We start from the raw sequence: 21,104 nt of genomic DNA on the forward strand, positions 1-21,104 counted from the left end.
TCCCTATGTCCGAGACAGTCTCATACGGCTTCCAGGAAGTCGACCCCGAGGAGAAGACGCGGCGCGTCGGATCGGTCTTCGCGCGCGTCGCCGCGCGCTACGACCTGATGAACGACCTGATGTCGGGCGGGCTGCATCGGTTGTGGAAAGACGATTTCGTCCGCGCCGTGAACCCGCGCGCCGGCGAGCATATCCTCGACATGGCGGGCGGCACCGGCGACATCGCTTTCCGCATGGCGAAGCGCGGCGCACAGGTGACGGTGGCCGACATCAACCCGGCAATGCTGGACGTGGGCAAGGAGCGCGCAAGGAAACGCGGCATCGAAGGCCTCGAATGGTCGGAACAGAACGCCGAGGTGCTGAGCTTCGATGGCGCCAGCTTCGACGCCTACACGATCGCCTTCGGCATCCGGAATGTCACCGACATCCCGGCCGCACTCCGCGAGGCGTACCGCGTGCTGAAATTCGGCGGGCGCTTCTTCTGCCTCGAATTCTCGCGCTGCGAATGGCCTGTATTCGCCGACGTTTACGATCGCTATTCGATGAATGTGGTCCCCAAGATCGGCAAGGCGGTGGCGCGCGATGAGGAGGCCTATCAGTACCTCGTCGAATCGATCCGCCGTTTCCCGGATATGTCCACATTCAAGTCGATGATCGCCGAGGCCGGCTTCGCGCAGACCACGGCGCGCCCCATTCTCGGCGGCGTCGTCGCCATGCACAGCGGCTGGAAGATTTGACCGCCGGCTTCGTCCATGCCTTTCGGATGCTGCGCTGGGGCCGAACGCTCGCGCGGCACGGTGCGCTGCGCGAGATCGAGATCGCCCCGCAAACGCCGCCGCTGCTGCGCCGGATCGCAAAGCTCGCCCGGTTCGGAACGGGGGCGCCCAAAACGCCGCACTATGCCGACGCTTTTCAGGCGCTCGGCCCCGCCGCGATCAAGCTCGGACAGGCGCTCGCCACGCGCCCCGATCTCGTCGGGCCGGATGCCGCGAAGGACCTGACCCGGCTGCAGGACAACCTGCCACCCGCACCGTTCGCCGCCGTGAAGGCCTCGATCGAGGAAGCGTTCGGCGTTCCGCTCGAATCGCTCTATTCGCGTTTCGACGAAGTGCCCGTCGGCTCCGCGTCGGTGGCGCAGGTGCATCGCGCCGTCACCACCGACGGGCGCGCCGTCGCGGTAAAAGTGCTGAAGCCCGGCATCGAGGCGGATTTCGCGCGCGCGATCGAGACCTACGAATGGGCTGCCGTCCGCGCCGAAACGATCGGCGGCGAGCTCGCCCGCCTGCGCCCGCGCGCCACGATCGCCTACTTCCGCCGCTGGGTGGAGCGCGAGCTGAACCTCCGCATGGAGGCCGCGTCCGCGTCCGAACTCGCCGCCGCGCTCACCCCCGAAACCGGCTTCGTCGTGCCCGAGGTGGACTGGGCGCGCACCAGTCGCCGCGTGCTCACCATCGCGTGGATCGACGGGGTGAAGCTCACCGATCTGGCCGCCGTCGACGCGGCAGGCATCGACCGCAAGCTGCTTTCGCAGACGCTCGTCCGCAGCTTCCTGCGGCAGGCGATCGGCCACGGCTTCTTCCATGCGGACCTGCATCAGGGCAACATGTTCGCGCTGCCCGACGGGCGGCTCGCCGTCGTTGATTTCGGCATCATGGGCCGCATCAACCGGCAGGCGCGGCTCTGGCTCGCCGAGATCCTGCACGGGCTGCTCACGGGCAACTACGCGCGCGTCGCCGAGATTCATTTCGAAGCGCAATACGTGCCGCCGCACCACGACATGGCCGAGTTCGAAACCGCGCTGCGCTCGATCGGAGAGCCGATCCGCGGCCTTCCGGTGAAGGACATTTCGATCGGCAACATGCTCGACGGGCTGTTCGCGGTCACCCGCCAGTTCGACATGGTGACGCAGCCCCACCTTCTGCTGCTCCAGAAGACCATGGTGATGGTGGAGGGCGTGGCGCTGGCGCTCGATCCCGACGTCAACATGTGGGAAATCTCCGGGCCGTTCGTCGGCGACTGGATGCGGGACGAGCTTGGGCCCGAAGCGGTCATCGCCGACCGGCTGGTGGAGGGCGCCCGGGCGCTCGCCGGGCTGCCGGACCTCTTGCGACGGCTGGAGGCGACGGTGCCGAACCCAGGTGCCGCGCCGCCGCTGCCACCGCTCGCGCCGCTGCCGATACGACGGGAAACGTCGCGCACGGCATGGCTGCTGCTCGGCGCCGGCATCGGCGTGGGCCTTGGCTGGCTGGCGATGACGCTTTAGGGTCCGGCGCGTGGGCAAACGCATCCTTCTTATCCTCTCGGGCGGCATCGCCGCCTACAAGGCTCTGGAACTCGTCCGGCTGCTCCGGAAAGACGGTATCGGCGTGCGCGCGGTGCTCACGCAGGCCGCGCAGCAGTTCGTAACGCCGCTCAGCCTCGGCACGCTTACCGAGGACAATGTTTACACCGATCTCTTCGACCTGAAGGACGAGCGCGAGATCGGCCACATCCAGCTTTCGCGTCAGGCCGACCTTGTCGTCGTCGCACCCGCGACGGCCAACATTCTCGCGAAGATGGCGGGCGGCATCGCCGACGACCTCGCGACGACGCTGCTCCTTGCGACCGACAAGCCGGTGCTCGCCGCGCCCGCGATGAACGTCCGCATGTGGCTGCACCCCGCGACGCAGCGCAACATCGCGCAGCTCCGCGCCGACGGCGTCACCATCATGGAGCCGGACGAAGGCGACATGGCCTGCGGTGAGTACGGCCCCGGCCGTTTGCCCGAACCCGAAGCGATCCTGGCGTCGATCCGCGCCATGCTCGCAGCGCCGCTCAGCGAGGCACAGGGCGCCACCGCGCGCTTTGGCCAGAACCCGCCCCCACTCACGGGAAAGCGCATACTCGTCACCGCCGGGCCGACGCACGAACCGATCGACCCTGTGCGCTACATCGCCAACCGCTCATCGGGCAAACAGGGCTTCGCGATCGCAGGCGCGCTCGCAGCACTGGGAGCGGACGTAACGCTCGTGGCCGGCCCCGTGACGCTCGCGACGCCGCCCGGCGTGCGCCGCGTGAACGTGGAAACCGCGCGCGAGATGGCCGCAGCGGTCGAGACAGCGCTTCCCGCCGACGCTGCCGTGATGGTCGCCGCCGTCGCCGACTGGCGCGCGGAAGCGACGGATCAGAAGATCAAGAAGGACAAGGGCGGCCTCGAAGCGCTCCCGCTCGTCGAGAATCCGGACATTCTCGCGGGCCTTTCGAAATCGCCGAAGCGCCCCGGCCTCGTCATCGGCTTCGCAGCCGAGACCGAAGCAGTCGTCGCGCACGCCAAGGCCAAGCTCGCGCGCAAGGGCTGCGACTGGATCGTCGCCAACGACGTTTCCGGCGACGTGATGGGGGGCAGCCGCAACCGCATCCACATCGTGCGCGCGGACGGCGTCGAGGATTGGCCGGACATGGAAAAGGATGCCGTCGCCCGGCGCCTCGCACAAAGGATCGCAGATGAACTCACCGATTGAAATCCGCCTGAAGCGCCTCCCCCACGGCGAAGGCCTGCCCATCCCCGCGCTCGCGACGCGCGGTGCGGCGGGCATGGATGTGGTGGCCGCCGAAGACGTCATCATCCCCCCGGGCGGCCGCCATGCCGTCGCCACCGGTTTCGCCTTCGCGATCCCCGAGGGCTATGAGGTGCAGGTGCGCCCGCGCTCCGGCCTTGCGCTCAAGAACGGCATCACCTGCCTCAACACGCCCGGCACGATCGACGCGGACTATCGCGGCGAGGTGAAGGTGATCCTCGCCAATCTCGGCGGCGAGCCCTTCGCCGTGAAGCGCGGCGAGCGCATCGCGCAGCTTGTCGCGGCGCCGGTGCAGCAGGCGCACTTCGCCGAAGTCGAAGACCTCGACGAGACGGCACGCGGCGCCGGGGGCTTCGGTTCAACGGGCCGGTGAGCCTTACCGACCAACAACTCGAACGCTACGCCCGCCACATCATCCTGAAAGAGATCGGCGGGGCCGGTCAGGCGAAGCTGCTCGCCGCGCGTGTCGCCATCGTCGGCGCGGGCGGACTCGGCAGCCCCTGCATCCAGTATCTCGCGGCTGCGGGCATCGGGCACCTCACGGTCATCGACGACGATGCCGTCGACCTCTCGAACCTCCAGCGCCAGGTCTTGCACGGCACCGACGACTTGGGCCGCGCCAAGACGGAAAGCGCGGCGGACGCCGTCGCCCGCCTCAACCCCGACGCAGCCGTCACGCAGCACCGCGTCCGTCTTGATGCGTCAAACGCAGCGACGCTCCTGGCCGGACACGACGTGATCGCCGACGGCTCCGACAGCTTCGAAACCCGCCGCGCCGTCGCCGATGCCGCACTCGCGCTGCGCATCCCGCTCGTCGCCGCCGCCGTCGGTCCCTTCGAAGGGCAGATCGCCACCTATCGCGGCTGGGAAGCGGACAAGCCCTGCTGGCGCTGCTTCGTCGGCGACGCTGCGGACCGCGAGGGTGCGACCTGCGCCGAGGCGGGCGTGCTCGGGGCACTCACCGGCGTGATGGGCGCGATGCAGGCGCTGGAGGTGATCCGCGAGATCGTGCCCTTTGGCGATTCGCTTGCCGGGCGGGTTTTGCTGTATGATGCGCTTGGCGCCCGGATACGAACCGTGCGGCTGCCGAAGGACCCCCGATGCCCGTCATGCGGAAAAGCGTGAAACAGCAAGGCCTTGCGCTCATCTTTGCCGAGGCGAACCATGCGCGCCTGCATGGCGGGCTCAGCCTTGCACTCGCCGCCGCCGCGCTCGGCCGTCCGGTTCGGCTGTTCTTTCAGGGCGAAGCGGTCTGCGCGCTCCAGATCAAGCGGCACTGGGCGGGCGACAAGTCCTACAAGGCGGGCGGCTTGCCGCTGCTGTCCGATCTTCTCGATCAGGCGGTCGGCCTCGGCCTGCCGATGATGGCGTGCGAATCAGGCATCCACCTTTGCGGCCTTAGCGCGCCGAACCTGATCGCCGGCGTCGAAACCGGGGGCCTCGTCGCCTTCCTCGCCGATGCGCGCGCGGATGACCTGCTGTTCGTGTAAAACCGGGCTAATCTATCGTTTCGCCCTTGTAGACACCCCACAGATCGACCGCGAGCACATAGCCGTTGCGCCCGCCGAGCGAGAGGCGGCACCAGCCTTCGTCGCAGACCTGGATGTCGGCGACCACGCCCGGCTCCGCGCGCCACACCGGCGGGCTCGAAAACTCGGCGCGGGCATAGAGATTCGCAACCTTGCCGCGTACCATCGCCGTGCGCTTGCCCGAAAGCAGGTTCTTGTTCATCCAGCCCGTTTCGCCATCCGGATCGCGGATCTGCCGCCAGATGCCCCATTCGCGGATCACCTCCACGGGAAGCCCCTTGCGCTTGTAGGTCCATGTCACCGGGTAGGCCTCGCCCGGCCCCGCGCGCATGTTGGCTTCGCCAGAAGCAATGGAGACCCAGCGCGGCGTCGGCAGGCCTGAAAGTCCCTTGGTGGCGTCCGAATCCTGCGCCGCAGCGGGCGTTCCCGCAAAACCGGCGGCGAGCAGCAAGGCGATCATGCGTTTCATACCGCTATTGAATCGAAACCGCCCCGCCATGCAAGCACCTCGCTTGCGCTCTCGGCCTTGACGCGGGTGCGAGGCGATCCTAGCCACAGCACATGGAAGAACGCCCCCGCCGCCCGCGCGTCGTCGTCACGCGCCGTCTGCCGCAACCGGTCGAAGCGCGCATGAGCGAACTGTTCGATGTGGTTTTCAATACCGAAGACAAAGCGATGTCGCAGGGTGAGCTCGCCGCTGCGATGGCGGATTGCGACGTCTTCGTCCCCACCGTGACGGATACGATCGATGCGGAACTCCTCGCCGCCGCGCCGCCGCGGCTGAAGCTGATCGCGAACTACGGCACCGGCGTCAATCACATCGATCTTGTCGCAGCGCGCGCCAAGGGCATCATGGTCACAAACACGCCGGGCGTCCTCACCGACGATACCGCCGACCTCGCCATGTCGCTGATCCTGTCGGTGCCGCGTCGCCTCACCGAAGGCAGCCGCCAGCTCTATTCGGGCAAGTGGGACGGCTGGAAGCCGTGCGACGTGCACGGCCACCGCATCACCGGCAAGAAGCTCGGCATCATCGGCATGGGCCGCATCGGCCAGGCGATCGCGACACGCGCGCGCGCCTTCGGGCTTCGCATCCACTACCACAACCGCCGGCCTTTGGCGGACACGGTCGAAGGCATGCTCGGCGCGACCTACTGGGACGATCTCGACGCGATGATCGAGGCGGTGGACATCGTTTCCATAAACTGCCCGCTCACCGACGATACGCGACACCTCTTCAACGCACGGCGCATCGCGCTGCTCGGACCGGACGGCTATCTCGTCAACACCGCGCGCGGCGAAATCATCGACGAGGATGCACTGGCCGACGCGCTGGAAAAGGGCGTGATCGCAGGCGCGGGCCTCGATGTGTTCGAATACGAGCCGCGCATCAACCCGCGACTCATCCCGCTCAATAACGTCACGCTGCTGCCGCACATGGGCTCCGCCACGTTCGAGGGCCGGCAGGCGATGGGCGACAAGGTCGTCACCAACATCCGTGCCTGGGCCGATGGCCACCGCCCGCCCGATCAGGTGCTCGAAGGCTGGCTCTGATCGGGGGAACCCCCGCCCCCACACTGCGTTGATCCTCCGATGGGGCGTTATGTGGGAGACTTGTCATGCGTAAGTCTATGATTGTGCTCGCTTCGGGCGCGCTCCTTGCACTGGGCGCCTGTACCGGCAGCCGAACAGTGGACAGCGGCCTTGTCGGCGCGGGTGTCGGCGCCGCGGCGGGCGCGGTGGTCCCTGGCGTCAGCACGACCGAAGGCGCGGTGGCCGGCGGTGCAGCCGGCGCGATATACGGCGCAGTGACGGACGGCGACGCCAAGCGCGGCAGTAAGAAATACTGCCGCGACCGTTACCCCAGCGATTCACGTGAATACGATCGCTGTCGCCGCGATCGGTAGAACCTCGTGAGCTGTGCGATTCAGCAATCGCGCAGCTCACTCCAAAACTCAGTCGCCGGTCAGGATCCTGTCGACAAGCTGCTTCACCGTCGGAATGAAACCGTTCGAATAAAACGGGTCCGTCGAGAAGTGGTGCGCGCTGTGACCGGCGAACATGAGGTTATCCTCGGGCGGTGAGCCGTGCGCGATATCCTGAAGCGTCTTCTGGATGCAGAAGGAACGCGGATCGGCGAGCCGCCCGGTGCTGTTCTTGTCGAGGTGCTCGGCCCACGCGCTGAAGCGGCATTGCGAAAGGCAGCCCATGCAGTCTGCCTGATCCTTGCGCACGGTCTTCGCCATTTCGGGCGTTTCGAACACCAGCGTATCGTCGGGCGTTTTCAGGGCCTCGGTATAGCCTTGGGCGTGCCAGCCGCGCGCGTGCAGGAGGTCGTCGCGCGTGACGTAATAATGCTTGTTGCCCGGAACACCGACGTCGAGCAGGTGCGTGCGGTGGTCGTGCGGTTCGGTGGAAATGCCGATCTGACGCTCGGAGCGGTGGATGAGCTCTTCGAGGAACGGCGTCCTCACGGCCGACGAATAAAAGCCCGTCGGCGAAAACGCCTGCAGCAGGATGTCGCCTTCATTGAGCGTAGTGAGCTTGCGCTTCCACACGTCCGGGATCGGGCTTTCCTGCGTCAGCAGCGGCCGCGAGCCGAACTGGAAGGCGATCGTGCCGAGTTCCGGGTTGTCGATCCAGTTTTCCCACTCGCGCAGATACCAGACGCCGCCTGCCATCACGATCGGCACATCGTCGGAAATCCCGACCTCGCGCATCGTGTCGCGCAAGTCCTTGACACGCGGATAGGGATCTTGCGGGCGGAGCGGGTCTTCGGCGTTCGAAAGTCCGTTGTGTCCGCCGGCAAGCCACGGGTCTTCATAGACCACGGCGCCAAGCCATTCGGGCGCTTTGCTATAGGCGCGCTTCCAGAGCGCGCGGAAGGCACGCGCCGAGGAGATGATCGGATAATAATAGGTGCTGTGCCGCGCGGCGATCTCGCTCAGCTTGTAGGGCATACCCGCGCCGCAGGTGATACCGTCGACAAGCTCGCTCGCCTCTTCCAATATGCCTTCAAGGATGCGCTGCGCGCCGCCCATTTCCCAGAGGACATTGATGTTGATGCCGCCTTGGCCGCCCGCGATCTCGTGCGCGCGACGGACCTGCTCGACGCCGCCTGCGATGCCGTAGGCGACCAATTCTTCGTGGCGATCCCCGCGTGTGCGGCCGCGATAGATTTGCGGGATGATGTTGCCGAGCGCATCCGTGCTGTCGGCGTTCACCGCCGAGACGGTGCCAAGCCCGCCCGCCGCGGCCCACGCGCCCGACGATGCATGGTTGGTCGCCGAAACGCCCTTGCCGCCCTCAACGAGCGGAAGCAGTTCGCGCCCGCCCATGCGGATGGAATTCAAAAGCTTCATCGTACCTGTTGTCGTTTCTCAGCCCGCTTGCGCCCCTCCGGCGCGTCTCCCCTCACGAGCTATAAACCAACGGGAGCGCGATTGGGGGCCAAAAGTTGCCCAGCCGTCAAATAGACAGGGGGAACCGCCCGAAGACGGTTCCCCCCGGAATGTGTTCGTCAGTCGCGGTCGCCGGCGATGAAGTCCGGCAGACCGCCGCCCTCGCCTTCGCTCGACTCTTCACGACGGGGACGGTCGCCGCCCTCGCCGCGATCCCGGCGCGGGCCACGATCACGGTCACGGCCACCACCGCCGCCGCGTCCACGGTCGCCGCCACGGCCGCCGCGATCTCCACGATCGCCGCGGTCGCTGCGCTCACCGCGCGGGCGTTCCTCACGCGGCGGGCGCGTGTCGGGCAGTTCCTCGCCCGTCTCCTGGTTGACGAGGCGCATCGACAGGCGAACCTTGCCGCGGTCGTCGATGCCGAGCACCTTGACCTTCACCTCCTGGCCTTCGGTGAGCACCTCGGAAACCTTCGCGACGCGCTCTTCCTTGATCTCGGAGATGTGGACGAGGCCGTCCTTGGCGCCCATGAAGTTCACGAACGCGCCGAAATCGACCATCGACACGACCTTGCCGTTGTAGATCTTGCCCACTTCCGGCTCGGCGACGATGCCGATGATCCAGTTCTTGGCGGCTTCGATCTTGGCAATGTCCGAAGACGCGATCTTGATCGTGCCGTCGTCCTCGATGTCCACCTTGGCGCCCGTCTCTGCGACGATCTCGCGGATCACCTTACCGCCGGTGCCGATCACTTCGCGGATTTTGTCCTTCGGGATCGTCATCGTCTCGATGCGCGGCGCGTGCGCCGACATCTCGGTGCGGGTGCCGTCGAGCGCCTTGTTCATCTCATTCAGGATGTGCGCGCGGCCGGCCTTCGCCTGGCTGAGCGCCACCTTCATGATTTCCTCGGTGATGCCCGCGACCTTGATGTCCATCTGCAGCGAGGTGATGCCGAGCTCGGTGCCCGCCACCTTGAAGTCCATGTCGCCGAGGTGATCCTCGTCGCCGAGGATGTCCGAAATCACCGCGAAGTCCTTGCCTTCGAGGATGAGGCCCATGGCGATGCCCGAAACCGGACGCTTCAGCGGCACGCCGGCATCCATCAGGGCCAGCGATCCGCCGCACACCGTCGCCATCGACGACGAGCCGTTCGACTCGGTGATGTCGGCGATGACGCGCATCGTGTAGGGGAACTCTTCCTTCGCCGGCAGCACCGGGCGCAGCGCGCGCCACGCCAGCTTGCCGTGACCGACTTCGCGGCGGCCCGGCGCGCCGAAGCGCCCGACTTCACCGACCGAGTACGGCGGGAAGTTGTAGTGCAGCAGGAAGTTTTCGTGGCTGATGCCGTAGATCGCATCGATCATCTGCTCGTCGTCGGCGGTGCCGAGCGTCGTGGTGACGATCGCCTGCGTCTCGCCGCGCGTGAAGAGCGCGGAGCCGTGCGTGCGCGGCAGAACCTGCACTTCGGCCATGATCGGGCGCACGTCTTCCTTGCCGCGGCCATCGATACGGCGGCCGTCCTTCAGGATCGCGCCGCGAACGATGTCGGCTTCCAGCTTCTTGACGAGCTTGCCGAGCTTCAGCTTCTCAGCCGGCTCTGCGTCAGCGAAGGACTCCTTCGCCTTGGCGCGTGCGGCGTCGAGCGCGGCGACGCGCTCCTGCTTCACGGTCAGCTTGTAGGCGGCTTCGATGTCCTTGCCGACGAGCTTCTTGAGCGTCGCCTTCTTGGCGGCGGAATCGTCGTCGAGCTTCAGCTCCCACGGATCCTTCGCGGCCTTCTCGGCGAGGCGGATGATCGCGTCGATGACCTTCTTGCCGTTCTCGTGAACGAACATCACGGCGCCGAGCATGACTTCCTCGGAAAGCTCATGCGCTTCCGATTCCACCATCAGCACCGCGTCCTGCGTACCGGCGGCGACGAGGTCGAGCTTCGAGCCTTCGAGGTTGCGGCTGGGGTTCAGCACATATTCGCCGTCGACGTAGCCGACGCGGCCACCCGCGATGGGCCCCATGAACGGCACGCCCGAAAGCGTCAGCGCGGCCGACGCCGCGATAAGCGCCAGCACGTCCGGCTCATTCTCGCCGTCATAGCTCAGCACCTGACAGATCACGTTGATCTCGTTGTAGAAGCCTTCCGGGAACAGCGGACGGATCGGGCGGTCGATGAGGCGGCTGGTCAGCGTCTCATGCTCGGTCGGGCGACCTTCGCGCTTGAAGAACCCGCCGGGGATACGGCCCGCAGCCGAGAATTTTTCCTGATAGTGCACGGTCAGCGGGAAGAAATCCTGGCCTTCCTTCACCGACTTCGCAGCCGTCACGGCGCAGAGCACCACGGTTTCACCGAGCGTCGCGAACACCGCGCCGTCGGCCTGACGGGCAATGCGGCCCGTTTCCAGGGTCAGCGTCTTGCCGCCCCACTGCGTTTCAACTTTGTGGATATTGAACATGTGTTTTTCCGTTTCCTTCGCAGCCGGTCAAAAACGGGCCCTATGCCCGCCCGGCCTCCATCATCCGTCGCCGCGCTTGTCGCGGCCGACGGTTTGCGCACGGTGGCAGGCATTTTCGCGCCCGCCGTACCTTCAATACGAAACGGGCGCCGTGCGCGGCGCCCGAGACGAACCTTTTACTTGCGAAGCCCGAGCTTCCCGATGAGGTCGGTATACCGCCCCTCGTCCTTGCGCTTCAGGTAATCCAGCAGCGTGCGCCGCTTGTTCACCAGCATGAGCAGACCGCGCCGCGAGTGGTTGTCCTTGGCGTGAGTCTTGAAGTGCTCGGTGAGGTTGGCGATGCGCTCCGAAAGGATCGAGACCTGAACTTCGGGGCTGCCGGTGTCGCCTTCGGCGCGGGCATGTTCCTTGATCAGCGCTTCCTTGCGCTCGGCTGTAATCGACATCGTGACTCCTTCGTTCTAGAGGTTGAAGCCCCGCTCCACACGGACCGTCCCCGCTTCAACGCGGGCGAGCGCGACGGGCACCTCGCCCAGCATCGCGACCACAAGTCCGTCCGGTTCGGGACGTCCGGCGAGCGTCTGGCCCGATTTGAGCCGGGCCGCTTCGCCGGGGTTGACCGCCAGAGCCGGGATGTCGTCCAGCCCCGCGGTCAGCGGCAACAGTGCCGCTATAAGGCGCTGCTCCATAGCGAGTTCGCCGAGTTTGTCCAGCGATATCGCGCCTTCGAGGCCGAACGGCCCCGCCTTCGTGCGCCGCAGCATGATGACGTGGCCCACCGTGCCGAGTGCCTCCGCGATATCCCGCGCCAGGCTCCGCACATAGGTGCCCTTGGAGCAGGACACGGAGAACGTCGCCGTCTCGCCGTCCGCTTCTACCAGCCGCAGCGCATGTATCGTGACCGCGCGCGGCGGCAGCACAACGACCTCGCCGGCGCGCGCCCGCGCATAGGCCCGCTCGCCATCCACCTTCAGCGCCGAATACGCAGGTGGGCGCTGTTCTATGAGGCCCGTGAAGCGCGGCAGAACCGCCTCGATCGCGGCACGCGCCGGGCGTACGTCCGATGTCGCGACCACCCCGCCTTCAGCGTCATCGGTCTCCGTCGCGACGCCGAAGCGGACCGTGAAGTCGTAGGCCTTGTCGCCGTTGAGCATCCGGCCAGTGAGCTTGGTCGCCTCGCCGAGCGCGATCGGCAGCACGCCGGTTGCGAGCGGATCAAGCGTGCCGCCGTGGCCGATCTTCGGCTTGGGAAAGCCCGCCTGCCGCCACAGCCGCTTTATCGCGGCAACGCCCTGCGCCGAGGTCAGCCCCAGCGGCTTGTCGAGGATGATCCAGCCATTCACGCGGGCGGCTGTAGCGCCCCGCGCCCGACCTGTCAGTCTTCTTTGCGCTCGTCGGCCGTTTCGGCCTTCGCCTTCTTGCCCGGGTCTTCCGCCGTCACGAGGCTCTTCAGCTGACAGGTGCGACCCTCGACAAGGATTTGCCCGAACTTGTCGAGCGTGCCGGTGCCCTTGGTGATGAAGCCGATCTTGGTCGCGAAGCTCAGGCCCGTGCACGGTCCCATCGTCTCGGCATAGTACCAGCGGCCGGTCTGACCCTCGATATAGAGCGCATGGTCGTTTTCAGCGCGGAAGTTTCGGATGCCGGAGGTGTCGGCAAATGGAATGCGCGCCTCTTCGCCAAGCTTTGCGTGCGGCGCGGCCGCGCCCGCCGGAACGGCGGAAAGGAGCGCGGCGACGACGCCCGCTCCGACAGCATGGAAAATGGTCTTCATGCCCTGTCTCCTTCGCCCCGCTTTTCGCACCCGCCGACTGAACGACGACTGAGCGTCGAGGTCAGTTCCCGTTCAGGTGGCGAGACGCTCCAGGAAATGTTTCCGGCAAAGCGCGATATAGCGGTCGTTTCCGCCGATATCGGTCTGCGCACCCTCGCGCACCGGTGTTCCGTCGGCATCGACCCGCAGGTTCATCGTCGCCTTGCGCCCGCATTCGCACACCGACTTCAGCTCCACGAGCTTGTCGGCAATCGCGAGCAGCCGCGCGCTGCCTTCAAACAGTTCGCCGCGGAAATCGGTGCGGAGACCATAGGCGAGCACCGGAATGCCGAGCCGGTCGCACACCGCTGCGAGCTGATCGACCTGCTTGCGGCTGAGGAACTGCGCCTCATCGACCAGCACGCAGCCGATCGGCGCCGCGTCATGTTCGGCCGAAATGATGACGTCGAGATCGGTATCGTCCGAGAAGGGAATCGCCTCGGCCTCGAGCCCGATCCGCGAATTGATGCGCCCCCGCCCGCCGCGATCGTCGACCGCCGCCGTGAACAGCAACGTCCGCATCCCGCGCTCGACGTAGTTGAAGCTCGATTGCAGCAGCGTCGTCGATTTCCCCGCGTTCATCGAGGCGAAGTAGAAATACAGCTTCGCCATCAGCCGAGCGTTTCAACGGCAAGCGGCGACGTATCTCCGACAGCCTTTGCGAAGCGGCGATCGAACGTCTGGAATGCCGTGGCCCCGGCCGATGCGGCAAGATGGAGGAGGTCACCGAGATCGCCTTTCTCCGCGAACCGGCCAAGCGCCCAGCGAACGGCATCGGCTTCCGGCACGACGACGCCCGGCAAATCGATAAGGGTCGACAACGCATCGGCGATGTTCACGCGCGAAAGCCCATAGCGCGAGCTCAGCACCCAGCCTGTTTCGAGAAGTACGGTCAGCGGGATCATGGCCCCGGCCTTCAGCGCACGTTCCGCGGCCTCCGTCTGTGCCGGGGTGTCACGCATCAGCACGCGCACGAGAATATTCGTGTCGACCGCCTTCACCAGTCGCCGCGCGCGCCTCTTTCGGCCCACATCCGGCCGACCGCCTCGTCCATTTCCTCGATACTGATAGGCGGACCTTTATACGGCGGCACGCGAGACCGGAAATCCGCCAGAAGCTCATCAAAGCTCCGTCCCGATTTCTGCTGTACCGGCCGAAGCAGCACGCCGCCGTTCACCGTGATGACGTCGAGTTCCTGCCCTTCGGCGAGGCCGAGCTGGGTCCGCACGTCCTTTGGGATCACCACCTGTCCCTTGGCCGAAAGTCTGGTCCGCGCGTTCATATAGGTAAGATACGTCTTACCGCAGCACGCGTCAATCGTCGCCGAGGTCGCGTGCCACCTTGGGGTCGCGCAGCAGCGCGTCGATACGGCTGGCTTCCTCGTAGCTCTCATCGAGCCGAAACTTCAGCTCGGGCGTGTATTTGGTGGACATCGACCGCGCCACCTCGCCGCGCAGGAACTTCGCATTGCGGCGAAGCGCGGCAAGCACCTCGTCGTCGTCGCCGCCGAGCGCCTTCACGAAGGCGGTGGCGATGCGGAGGTCCGGCGAGACGCGCACTTCGCTCACCGAGACGATGTGCGTTTCGAGCACGGGATCGCGCACCTCACCGCGGCCGAGCACGCCGGCGAGCACATGGCGCACCTGCTCGCCGATCCGCAGCAGCCGGACCGATTTGCCCTCGGGGGTCTGCATCTGGCGCATAGGCGTTCCGCGCGAACGCCCTAAAGCGTCCGCTCGCGCTCCTCGACCTCGAACGTCTCGAGGAAGTCACCGGCCTTGATGTCCGTGGTGTTTTCCAGCGTGACACCGCATTCGAGGCCCGCACGCACTTCGGCGACATCGTCCTTGAAGCGGCGCAGCGAGGCGACGGCGCCATTGTAGATGATGACATCGTCGCGCATGACCCGGGCCTTGAGCGCCTTGCGAATGACACCTTCCAGAACGAGCAGACCGGCGGCCTTGCCGTGCTTGCCGGCCTGGAACACCTCGCGGATTTCGGCGCGGCCGACGACGTGTTCGATCTTCTCGGGGCCGAGTTGGCCGGCCATCGCCGCCTTCACATCGTCCACGAGATCGTAGATCACGTCGTAGTATTTGAGCGCAACGCCGCGCTGCTCGGCGATCTCGCGCGCCTTGGCGTTGGCGCGCACGCCAAAGCCAATGATCGGCGCGCCTGAAGCGCCTGCCAGCGTCACGTCGGATTCGGTGATGCCGCCGACGCCCGAATGCAGCACACGGGCCTTGATGTCGTCGGTGGAGATCTTGTTCACCGCCGCCACGATCGCCTCGACCGAGCCCTGCACGTCGCCCTTGACGATGAGCGGGTATTCAAGCGCCTGCTTTTCCTTGAGCGCCGAGAACATCGTTTCGAGGTTCGCAGGCGCCTGCGTCGTGCGCTTGCGCTGCACAACCGAAGCGCGATACGCCGCGATCTCGCGGGCGCGCGCCTCGTTTTCCACGACCGCGAACACATCGCCCGCCATCGGCGTACCGGAAAGACCGAGCACCTCGACGGGCTTCGACGGGCCGGCTTCCTTCACCTGCACGCCGCGATCGTCGACAAGCGCGCGCACCTTGCCCCACTCGGCGCCGACGACGAAGATGTCGCCGACACGAACGGTGCCGCGGCTGACGAGCACGGTCGCGACCGGACCGCGGCCCTTGTCGAGCTTCGCCTCGATCACCGTGCCTTCGCCCGGACGGTTCGGGTTCGCCTTCAGCTCCAGAAGCTCGGCCTGCAGCAGGATCGCGTCGAGCAGCTTGTCGAGGTTCGTCTTCTTGAGCGCCGAAACCTCCACGTCCTGCACGTCGCCGCCCATGTCCTCGACGACGACTTCGTGCTGCAGCAGTTCCTCGCGGACCTTCTGCGGCTTGGAACCCGGCTTGTCGCACTTGTTGATCGCAACGATCATCGGCACGCCCGCAGCCTTGGTATGGCTGATCGCCTCGATCGACTGCGGCTTCAGGCCATCGTCGCCCGCAACCACCAGCACGACGATGTCGGTGACGTTCGCACCGCGGCCGCGCATTTCGGTGAAGGCTTCGTGACCGGGCGTGTCGAGGAAGGTGACGATGTCGCCGGTGGCGACCTTCACCTGATACGCGCCGATGTGCTGCGTGATGCCGCCGGCCTCGCCGGAAACCACATCAGTACCGCGCAACGCGTCGAGCAGCGAGGTCTTGCCGTGATCGACGTGACCCATGATGGTGACGACCGGCGGACGCGGCAGCAGATCGCCCGTGTTGTCCGCCTCGCCTTCGAGGCCGATTTCGACGTCCGAATCGCTGACGCGCTTGATGTTGTGGCCGAACTCGGTGACGAGCAGTTCCGCCGTATCCTGGTCGATGGTCGTGTTTATCGTCGCCATCGAGCCCATCTTGAACAGCGCCTTCACAAGGTCGGCACCCTTCTCGGCCATGCGGTTCGCGAGTTCCTGCACGGTGATCGCCTCGGGGACGACCACGTCGCGCACCTGCTTCGCCTGGTTGGCACCGCCGATGTGGGCGCGGCGCTCTTTCTCGCGCGCGCGGCGAAGCGCGGCGAGGCTGCGGGCACGGCCGTTCTCATCGCCTTCGAGCGCGCGCGTGACGGTGAGCTTGCCCGAACGGCGATGGTCGTCACCGCGTCCGCGCGCGGGCTTCGGCGTTTCCTTGCGGACGGGCAGCGGCGGGCCACGGCGCACGCCGCGTCCGTTGTCGTCGTCGGAAGCCGCGACTTCGCGCTTTGCCGCCGGTGGGGATACGACCGGGACTGAAACCGCTTCGGGTTCCGGCGCGGGCGCAGGCTCGGGTGCAGCCGGCGCGGCTTCGCGGGCTTCTTCCTCGCGGCGCTTTTCCTCGGCACGGCGGCGTTCGGCCTCGGCGGCCTCGGCACGCGTGGCCTCCTCGCGGCGGCGCTGGTCTTCCAGCATCTGGAGACGCGCTTCCTCGGCCTCGCGCAGCAACTGCGCCTGCCGCTCCTGACGCGACATCAGGTCGTTCGGCGCAGCAACAGGGCGCGGTTTCGGGGCTTCAGCCGCGGGCTTCGGCGGCGCAGCCACAGGCGCGGGCGCCTCGGGCGCCGCTTCCACGACCGGCGTTTCCTCGGGCGCGCCATCGGGCCGTCCGAGCACGCGCCGACGCTTCACCTCCACGACGACGGACTTCGTCCGGCCGTGGCTGAAGCTCTGCTTGACCTTGCCGACGTCGACCGTGCGCTTGATTCCAAGCGGTGCACGCGCGCCCAGCTTCGGTTTGTTATCGTCGCTCATTCGTACCCTTCACAACTCAAGTCCAGCGGGCGGTTCATCGCCCTCAATTTCGATTCCGTCCTGCAGGCCGAGATACGCGCGCCAGCGGCCGACCGCAGACTCGACGCGAAGCGCCGCCTGCCGGTCGCGGACCGCGGCGTGTACCACATTGGCCTGCCCGAGCGCCAAGGACAATTCATCCCGGCCCGCCGGCAAGGCGATTGCTTTGGCCTTTCCGCCCGCCGAATGCAACCGCTGCGCCAGCTTGCGCACCCCGTCGGGCGCCGCGTCGGCGGCGTGCAGCACAAGCCGCGCTTCGCCGCTGTCCACCGCCCCTGCGATGCGGTCGCTGCCGAGCAGTAGATTGCCCGCGCGGAGTTCCAGCCCGAGCCGATCGAGCGCCGCGCGTTTCAGCCCGGCCTCGATGCGATCCGCCATGCCTTCGGGCACGCGCTTCACATCGCCCTTGAAGGCGCGTTGCAGCGCGCCTTTCAGCTTGCCCTTGGCCTCGGCCTCCGCAACGAGCGCACGGTCGGGGCTCACCCACGCGCCGCGGCCCGGCGCGCGCGCGCCGATGTCCGGCAGAACCTCGCCGTCGGGGGAAAGAGCGAGCCGCACCAGTGCGTCCCGCCCCTCGCGCTCACCGCTTATTATGCAGCGACGTTCGGGCTCATGCTTCGGCATCCGCGGGTGCGTCCTCCCCGGATGCGTCTTCGCCCTCGAACCAGTGGGCGCGGGCCGCCATGATGATGCGGTTGCCGTCCGCTTCGCTGAGACCGTACTCCTTGAGCACGCCCTCGCGCTTGGAAACGAGTTCGTCGGTCGCGAGATCGCCGAGATCGTCGAGCGTCTTGATGCCCGCCTTGCCGAGCGTCACGAGCATCTTCTCGGAGAGTCCCTCGATCTCCGCAAGCGCGTCTTCCACGCCGAGCGACCGGCGCTCCTCGCGGGCGGCGGCTTCGCGGCGCTCCAGCCCCTCGGTGGCGCGATTCTGCAGCTCGCCGGCCAGATCCTCGTCGAAACCTTCGATCGCAGCCAGCTCCTCGGTCTCGACGTAAGCGACTTCCTCGAGCTCCGTGAAGCCCTCTGCGACGAGCAGCTGCGCGAGCGTCTCGTCGACGTCGAGTTCGTTCATGAACATCTCGGAGCGCTCGACGAATTCCTTCTGGCGGCGTTCGCTCTCGTCGGCCTCGGTCATGATGTCGATCTGGTGACCGGTGAGCTGGCTCGCAAGGCGCACGTTCTGGCCGCGGCGACCGATGGCGAGCGAAAGCTGGTCGTCGGGAACGACCACCTCGATGCGCTGCTCTTCCTCGTCGATCACGACCTTCGCCACTTCGGCGGGCTGCAGCGCGTTCACGACGAAGGTCGCGATGTCGGGCGACCACGGGATGATGTCGATCTTCTCGCCCTGCAGTTCCTGCACGACCGCCTGCACGCGGCTGCCCTTCATGCCGACGCACGCGCCGACCGGGTCGATCGACGAATCGCGGCTGATGACGCCGATCTTCGCGCGGCTGCCCGGATCCCGCGCGACCGCCTTGATCTCGATGATGCCGTCGTAGATTTCGGGCACTTCCTGCGCGAACAGCTTCTTCATGTATTCGCCCGCCGCGCGGGAGAGGAAAATCTGCGGGCCGCGGTTTTCGCGGCGCACATCCTTGATGAGGCACCGCACGCGGTCGTTGACGCGCAGGATCTCGCGCGGGATCTGCTGGTCGCGGCGGATGACGCCCTCGGCGCGGCCAAGGTCGACGACGACGTGGCCGAACTCGACGCGCTTGACGACGCCCGTCGTCACCTCGTTCACGCGGTCCTTGAATTCCTCGTACTGACGCTCACGCTCGGCATCGCGCACCTTCTGCACGATCACCTGCTTGGCGGCCTGCGCGGCAATGCGCCCGAATTCGATCGGCGGCAGCGGATCGACGACGAAATCGCCGATGGCGCTCTTCTTGTCGCGCTTCTGCGCATCGACGAGGCTGATCTGCTTGAAGTGATCCTCCGGCGCCTCGACCACTTCGAGCACGCGCCACAGGCGCATCTCGCCAGAGACCGGATCGATCTTCGCGCGGATATCGTTCTCCGCGCCATAGCGTGCGCGCGCCGCGCGCTGGATGGCCTCTTCCATCGCCTCGATCACGATCATGCGATCGATGGACTTCTCGCGCGCAACGGCATCGGCAATCGCCAGCAGCTCGGCCTTGTTGGCGGAAATCGCGGTGGCCATCAGTCGTCTTCCTCTTCTTCTTCGTCTATCGCGTCGGCGCCCTCGCTGGAGAGCGGCTTCGTAGCCTTGATGAGATCATCGGTCAGCACCAGCTTCGCGCTGGCGATACTTGCAAACGGCACTGCGGTCTCGCCGAGTCCCTCGACCGCGATGCGCACCATAGCATCATCGAGACCGAGAATGTGCCCCTGAAGTCGCTTCCGCCCCTCCACCGGTTCGGCGAGCTGCATCTTCGCGACATATCCGGCCCAGTCGGCAAAATCCTGAAGCCGGGTCAGCGGCCGGTCGATGCCGGGCGAACTCACTTCGAGATTATATTCGTCCGGAATCGGATCGACCTCGTCGAGCATGTCCGACACGCGGCGGCTGAGCGCCGCGCACTGATCGATGGTGAGCTGCCGTGTCGCGGGATCTTCCGCCATCACCTGCAGCGTCAACCCGCCAGCACCCTTCATCAGCGCGACACGCACGAGGTCGAAGCCCATCGCGGTTGCGATCGGCTCCATCAATGCCTCGAGCGCTTTCGTGTCCGTCAAATCCGGCTTCCTTGCGGATAAGCCCCATCGGCGCCGGCCCCGAACCCTGGAACCGACCTCCGCTTGGACTACCCATGTGGAGAACGCCGCTCATATAGGCACAAAGCCGCCGGCCCGCAAGAGCGGCTCGGTTGGCATTTGTCAGCGAGGGAACATCGGCTTAGCCTGCGCGTTCCCCCCGACTTTTGGAGACATTGCCGCAATGATCCGCACCTTCACCACGCTCGCGCTCGTTTCGGCCGCCGCCCTCGCCGCGTGCGGCGCGAACGGCAGCAGCGCCGGTAACGCCGTCGAAGCCGACGCTCCTGAAGCCGCGTCGAAAGGCGAACCCTTCGCGAAGGCGGAAATGGGCAAGTTCGCCGAGCCTTGGGCGATGGCCTTCCTCCCCGATGGCCGCATCCTCGTCACCGAAAAGAGGGGCGTGCTGAAGCTCGTCCGCCCTGGCGGCGATACGGTTGAAATCGCGGGCGCGCCCAAGGTCGATTACGGCGGGCAGGGCGGCCTCGGCGACGTCGCGCTGCACCCGGATTTCGCAAACACCGGCTACATCTATCTGAGCTACGCCGAAGCCGGAGACGGCAACACGCGCGGCGCGGCCGTGGCGCGCGGCAAGCTGGTGCTGGAGGGTGCGCCCCGGATCGAAGGCCTGCAGGTGATCTGGCGGCAGGAACCCAAGGTCACGGGACGCGGCCACTACGGCCACCGAATCGCCTTCGGTCCCGATGGCATGATGTACGTGTCGAGCGGCGAGCGGCAGAAGTTCGATCCCGCGCAGGATCTGAACGCCAACCTCGGCAAGATCGTCCGCCTCTCCGACACGGGCATGATCCCGTCGGACAATCCGTTTTACGATCAGGGCCGCGTCAAGGCGCAGGTGTGGGCCTACGGCATCCGCAATCCGCTCGGCATCGATTTCGACAGCGAAGGGCGCCTGTGGGAAATGGAAATGGGTCCGGCCGGGGGCGACGAATTGAACCTGATCCGGAAAGGCGTGAACTACGGCTACCCGAAGGTTTCCAACGGCGACCATTATGACGGCACGCCGATCCCCGATCACAAGCCCGGCGACGGCTTCGAACCGCCCAAGGTGTTCTGGAACCCCGTGATCTCGCCCTCAAGCTTGCTCATCTACAAGGGCGACCTGTTCGCCGATTGGAAAGGCGATGCCTTCATCGGCGCGCTTTCCGGCGAGGCACTGATTCGCGTCGACCTTGACGGCGAAACCGCGACCAAGGCGGACGAGTGGCCCATGGACGCCCGCATCCGCGCCGTCGAGCAAGGCCCGGACGGCGCGATCTGGCTGCTCGAGGACGGTAGCAACGGCCGCCTGTTGAAGCTCACGCCCGCGTCTTGAGCC

The 21,104-nt window shown here is 66.5% G+C and carries 23 protein-coding genes; 9 read left to right on the top strand and 14 right to left on the bottom strand.

The features are described 5' to 3' along the window. The first annotated feature begins 5 nt into the window (after positions 1 to 5). Genes ubiE through H2052_RS09195 form a run of 6 tightly spaced genes read left to right on the top strand, consistent with a single transcriptional unit; the run spans position 6 to position 5,047 of the window. Entirely contained in the window at positions 6 to 737 is a 732-nt protein-coding gene (gene ubiE / locus H2052_RS09170) for a bifunctional demethylmenaquinone methyltransferase/2-methoxy-6-polyprenyl-1,4-benzoquinol methylase UbiE (RefSeq protein WP_293780896.1), read from the top strand. Beyond that, complete coding sequence (gene ubiB / locus H2052_RS09175; RefSeq protein ID WP_293780549.1) at positions 734 to 2,263, top strand: 2-polyprenylphenol 6-hydroxylase; 1,530 nt, start codon at positions 734 to 736, stop codon at positions 2,261 to 2,263. The genes ubiE and ubiB overlap by 4 nt, the downstream gene beginning before the upstream one ends. A gap of 10 nt (positions 2,264 to 2,273) precedes the next feature. After that, the gene (gene coaBC, locus H2052_RS09180; protein WP_293780552.1) at positions 2,274 to 3,500 is read left to right on the top strand and encodes a bifunctional phosphopantothenoylcysteine decarboxylase/phosphopantothenate--cysteine ligase CoaBC; all 1,227 of its coding nucleotides are present in this window, start codon (positions 2,274 to 2,276) and stop codon (positions 3,498 to 3,500) included. Then, positions 3,484 to 3,930, top strand: a complete 447-nt coding sequence (dut, locus tag H2052_RS09185; protein WP_293780555.1) for a dUTP diphosphatase — start codon at positions 3,484 to 3,486, stop codon at positions 3,928 to 3,930. Before coaBC ends, dut begins: the two co-directional genes overlap by 17 nt. Beyond that, positions 3,927 to 4,682: a molybdopterin-synthase adenylyltransferase MoeB gene (gene moeB / locus H2052_RS09190; protein WP_293780558.1), complete on the top strand. Its 756-nt coding sequence runs from the start codon at positions 3,927 to 3,929 to the stop codon at positions 4,680 to 4,682. The genes dut and moeB overlap by 4 nt, the downstream gene beginning before the upstream one ends. Next, a complete protein-coding gene (locus H2052_RS09195) occupies positions 4,679 to 5,047 on the top strand; it encodes a DsrE family protein (RefSeq protein WP_293780561.1) in 369 nt (122 codons plus the stop codon). The genes moeB and H2052_RS09195 overlap by 4 nt, the downstream gene beginning before the upstream one ends. A 7-nt stretch (positions 5,048 to 5,054) precedes the next feature. Here H2052_RS09195 and H2052_RS09200 read toward each other — a convergent pair whose 3' ends face one another. Next, positions 5,055 to 5,555: an SH3 domain-containing protein gene (locus H2052_RS09200; RefSeq protein ID WP_293780564.1), complete on the bottom strand. Its 501-nt coding sequence runs from the start codon at positions 5,553 to 5,555 to the stop codon at positions 5,055 to 5,057. 92 nt (positions 5,556 to 5,647) lie between these two features. Here H2052_RS09200 and H2052_RS09205 point away from each other — a divergent pair, with 92 nt between their 5' ends. Further along, a complete protein-coding gene (locus tag H2052_RS09205; protein WP_293780567.1) occupies positions 5,648 to 6,640 on the top strand; it encodes a D-glycerate dehydrogenase in 993 nt (330 codons plus the stop codon). Between the two features lie 65 nt (positions 6,641 to 6,705). Then, the gene (locus tag H2052_RS09210; protein ID WP_293780570.1) at positions 6,706 to 6,993 is read left to right on the top strand and encodes a hypothetical protein; all 288 of its coding nucleotides are present in this window, start codon (positions 6,706 to 6,708) and stop codon (positions 6,991 to 6,993) included. Between the two features lie 48 nt (positions 6,994 to 7,041). Here H2052_RS09210 and H2052_RS09215 read toward each other — a convergent pair whose 3' ends face one another. The 13 genes from H2052_RS09215 to rimP form a co-directional block, all read right to left on the bottom strand. Next, positions 7,042 to 8,448, bottom strand: a complete 1,407-nt coding sequence (locus tag H2052_RS09215) for a nitronate monooxygenase (protein WP_293780573.1) — start codon at positions 8,446 to 8,448, stop codon at positions 7,042 to 7,044. Positions 8,449 to 8,606: 158 nt separating this feature from the next. Next, a complete protein-coding gene (gene pnp / locus H2052_RS09220) occupies positions 8,607 to 10,937 on the bottom strand; it encodes a polyribonucleotide nucleotidyltransferase (RefSeq protein ID WP_293780576.1) in 2,331 nt (776 codons plus the stop codon). Positions 10,938 to 11,113: 176 nt separating this feature from the next. Beyond that, positions 11,114 to 11,383: a 30S ribosomal protein S15 gene (gene rpsO / locus H2052_RS09225; RefSeq protein WP_293780579.1), complete on the bottom strand. Its 270-nt coding sequence runs from the start codon at positions 11,381 to 11,383 to the stop codon at positions 11,114 to 11,116. 15 nt (positions 11,384 to 11,398) lie between these two features. Then, a complete protein-coding gene (gene truB / locus H2052_RS09230; RefSeq protein WP_293780582.1) occupies positions 11,399 to 12,280 on the bottom strand; it encodes a tRNA pseudouridine(55) synthase TruB in 882 nt (293 codons plus the stop codon). A gap of 32 nt (positions 12,281 to 12,312) precedes the next feature. Next, on the bottom strand, positions 12,313 to 12,711 hold the full coding sequence (locus tag H2052_RS09235; RefSeq protein WP_293780585.1) for a DUF6491 family protein: 399 nt from the start codon (positions 12,709 to 12,711) through the stop codon (positions 12,313 to 12,315). 72 nt (positions 12,712 to 12,783) lie between these two features. Next, entirely contained in the window at positions 12,784 to 13,362 is a 579-nt protein-coding gene (locus H2052_RS09240) for a thymidine kinase (RefSeq protein WP_293780588.1), read from the bottom strand. After that, positions 13,362 to 13,751, bottom strand: coding sequence for a type II toxin-antitoxin system VapC family toxin (locus H2052_RS09245; protein ID WP_293780591.1), 390 nt, complete (start codon positions 13,749 to 13,751; stop codon positions 13,362 to 13,364). Before H2052_RS09245 ends, H2052_RS09240 begins: the two co-directional genes overlap by 1 nt. Continuing rightward, complete coding sequence (locus H2052_RS09250) at positions 13,748 to 14,032, bottom strand: AbrB/MazE/SpoVT family DNA-binding domain-containing protein (protein WP_293780594.1); 285 nt, start codon at positions 14,030 to 14,032, stop codon at positions 13,748 to 13,750. The genes H2052_RS09245 and H2052_RS09250 overlap by 4 nt, the downstream gene beginning before the upstream one ends. Before the next feature lie 31 nt (positions 14,033 to 14,063). After that, on the bottom strand, positions 14,064 to 14,453 hold the full coding sequence (gene rbfA, locus H2052_RS09255) for a 30S ribosome-binding factor RbfA (protein ID WP_293780597.1): 390 nt from the start codon (positions 14,451 to 14,453) through the stop codon (positions 14,064 to 14,066). A gap of 20 nt (positions 14,454 to 14,473) precedes the next feature. Then, positions 14,474 to 17,002 (bottom strand): translation initiation factor IF-2, encoded by a 2,529-nt coding sequence (gene infB / locus H2052_RS09260; RefSeq protein ID WP_293780600.1) that lies wholly within the window; start codon positions 17,000 to 17,002, stop codon positions 14,474 to 14,476. 9 nt (positions 17,003 to 17,011) lie between these two features. Next, positions 17,012 to 17,665: a DUF448 domain-containing protein gene (locus H2052_RS09265; RefSeq protein WP_293780603.1), complete on the bottom strand. Its 654-nt coding sequence runs from the start codon at positions 17,663 to 17,665 to the stop codon at positions 17,012 to 17,014. Then, positions 17,652 to 19,211 carry a transcription termination factor NusA gene (gene nusA / locus H2052_RS09270; protein WP_293780606.1) on the bottom strand — a complete coding sequence of 520 codons (1,560 nt, stop codon included), beginning with the start codon at positions 19,209 to 19,211 and terminating at the stop codon, positions 17,652 to 17,654. Before nusA ends, H2052_RS09265 begins: the two co-directional genes overlap by 14 nt. Continuing rightward, positions 19,211 to 19,747 (bottom strand): ribosome maturation protein RimP, encoded by a 537-nt coding sequence (gene rimP, locus H2052_RS09275; RefSeq protein WP_293780609.1) that lies wholly within the window; start codon positions 19,745 to 19,747, stop codon positions 19,211 to 19,213. The genes nusA and rimP overlap by 1 nt, the downstream gene beginning before the upstream one ends. Before the next feature lie 202 nt (positions 19,748 to 19,949). On the opposite strand from rimP, the gene H2052_RS09280 reads away from it, so the two are divergent. Then, on the top strand, positions 19,950 to 21,101 hold the full coding sequence (locus tag H2052_RS09280) for a PQQ-dependent sugar dehydrogenase (RefSeq protein ID WP_293780612.1): 1,152 nt from the start codon (positions 19,950 to 19,952) through the stop codon (positions 21,099 to 21,101). The last annotated feature ends 3 nt before the right edge of the window (positions 21,102 to 21,104 follow it).

Origin of the sequence: Sphingosinicella sp. (assembly GCF_013911755.1) — a bacterium.
In the GTDB taxonomy this organism is placed as follows: domain Bacteria; phylum Pseudomonadota; class Alphaproteobacteria; order Sphingomonadales; family Sphingomonadaceae; genus Sphingosinicella.

Coding starts and splice junctions, on each gene's coding strand:
- ubiE (WP_293780896.1), top strand. CDS start 6: ATGTCCGAGACAGTCTCATACGGCTTCCAGGAAGTCGACCCCGAGGAG.
- dut (WP_293780555.1), top strand. CDS start 3,484: ATGAACTCACCGATTGAAATCCGCCTGAAGCGCCTCCCCCACGGCGAA.
- H2052_RS09200 (WP_293780564.1), bottom strand. CDS start 5,555: ATGAAACGCATGATCGCCTTGCTGCTCGCCGCCGGTTTTGCGGGAACG.
- H2052_RS09205 (WP_293780567.1), top strand. CDS start 5,648: ATGGAAGAACGCCCCCGCCGCCCGCGCGTCGTCGTCACGCGCCGTCTG.
- H2052_RS09210 (WP_293780570.1), top strand. CDS start 6,706: ATGCGTAAGTCTATGATTGTGCTCGCTTCGGGCGCGCTCCTTGCACTG.
- H2052_RS09215 (WP_293780573.1), bottom strand. CDS start 8,448: ATGAAGCTTTTGAATTCCATCCGCATGGGCGGGCGCGAACTGCTTCCG.
- pnp (WP_293780576.1), bottom strand. CDS start 10,937: ATGTTCAATATCCACAAAGTTGAAACGCAGTGGGGCGGCAAGACGCTG.
- rpsO (WP_293780579.1), bottom strand. CDS start 11,383: ATGTCGATTACAGCCGAGCGCAAGGAAGCGCTGATCAAGGAACATGCC.
- H2052_RS09235 (WP_293780585.1), bottom strand. CDS start 12,711: ATGAAGACCATTTTCCATGCTGTCGGAGCGGGCGTCGTCGCCGCGCTC.
- H2052_RS09240 (WP_293780588.1), bottom strand. CDS start 13,362: ATGGCGAAGCTGTATTTCTACTTCGCCTCGATGAACGCGGGGAAATCG.
- H2052_RS09250 (WP_293780594.1), bottom strand. CDS start 14,032: ATGAACGCGCGGACCAGACTTTCGGCCAAGGGACAGGTGGTGATCCCA.
- rbfA (WP_293780597.1), bottom strand. CDS start 14,453: ATGCGCCAGATGCAGACCCCCGAGGGCAAATCGGTCCGGCTGCTGCGG.
- infB (WP_293780600.1), bottom strand. CDS start 17,002: ATGAGCGACGATAACAAACCGAAGCTGGGCGCGCGTGCACCGCTTGGA.
- H2052_RS09265 (WP_293780603.1), bottom strand. CDS start 17,665: ATGCCGAAGCATGAGCCCGAACGTCGCTGCATAATAAGCGGTGAGCGC.
- nusA (WP_293780606.1), bottom strand. CDS start 19,211: ATGGCCACCGCGATTTCCGCCAACAAGGCCGAGCTGCTGGCGATTGCC.
- H2052_RS09280 (WP_293780612.1), top strand. CDS start 19,950: ATGATCCGCACCTTCACCACGCTCGCGCTCGTTTCGGCCGCCGCCCTC.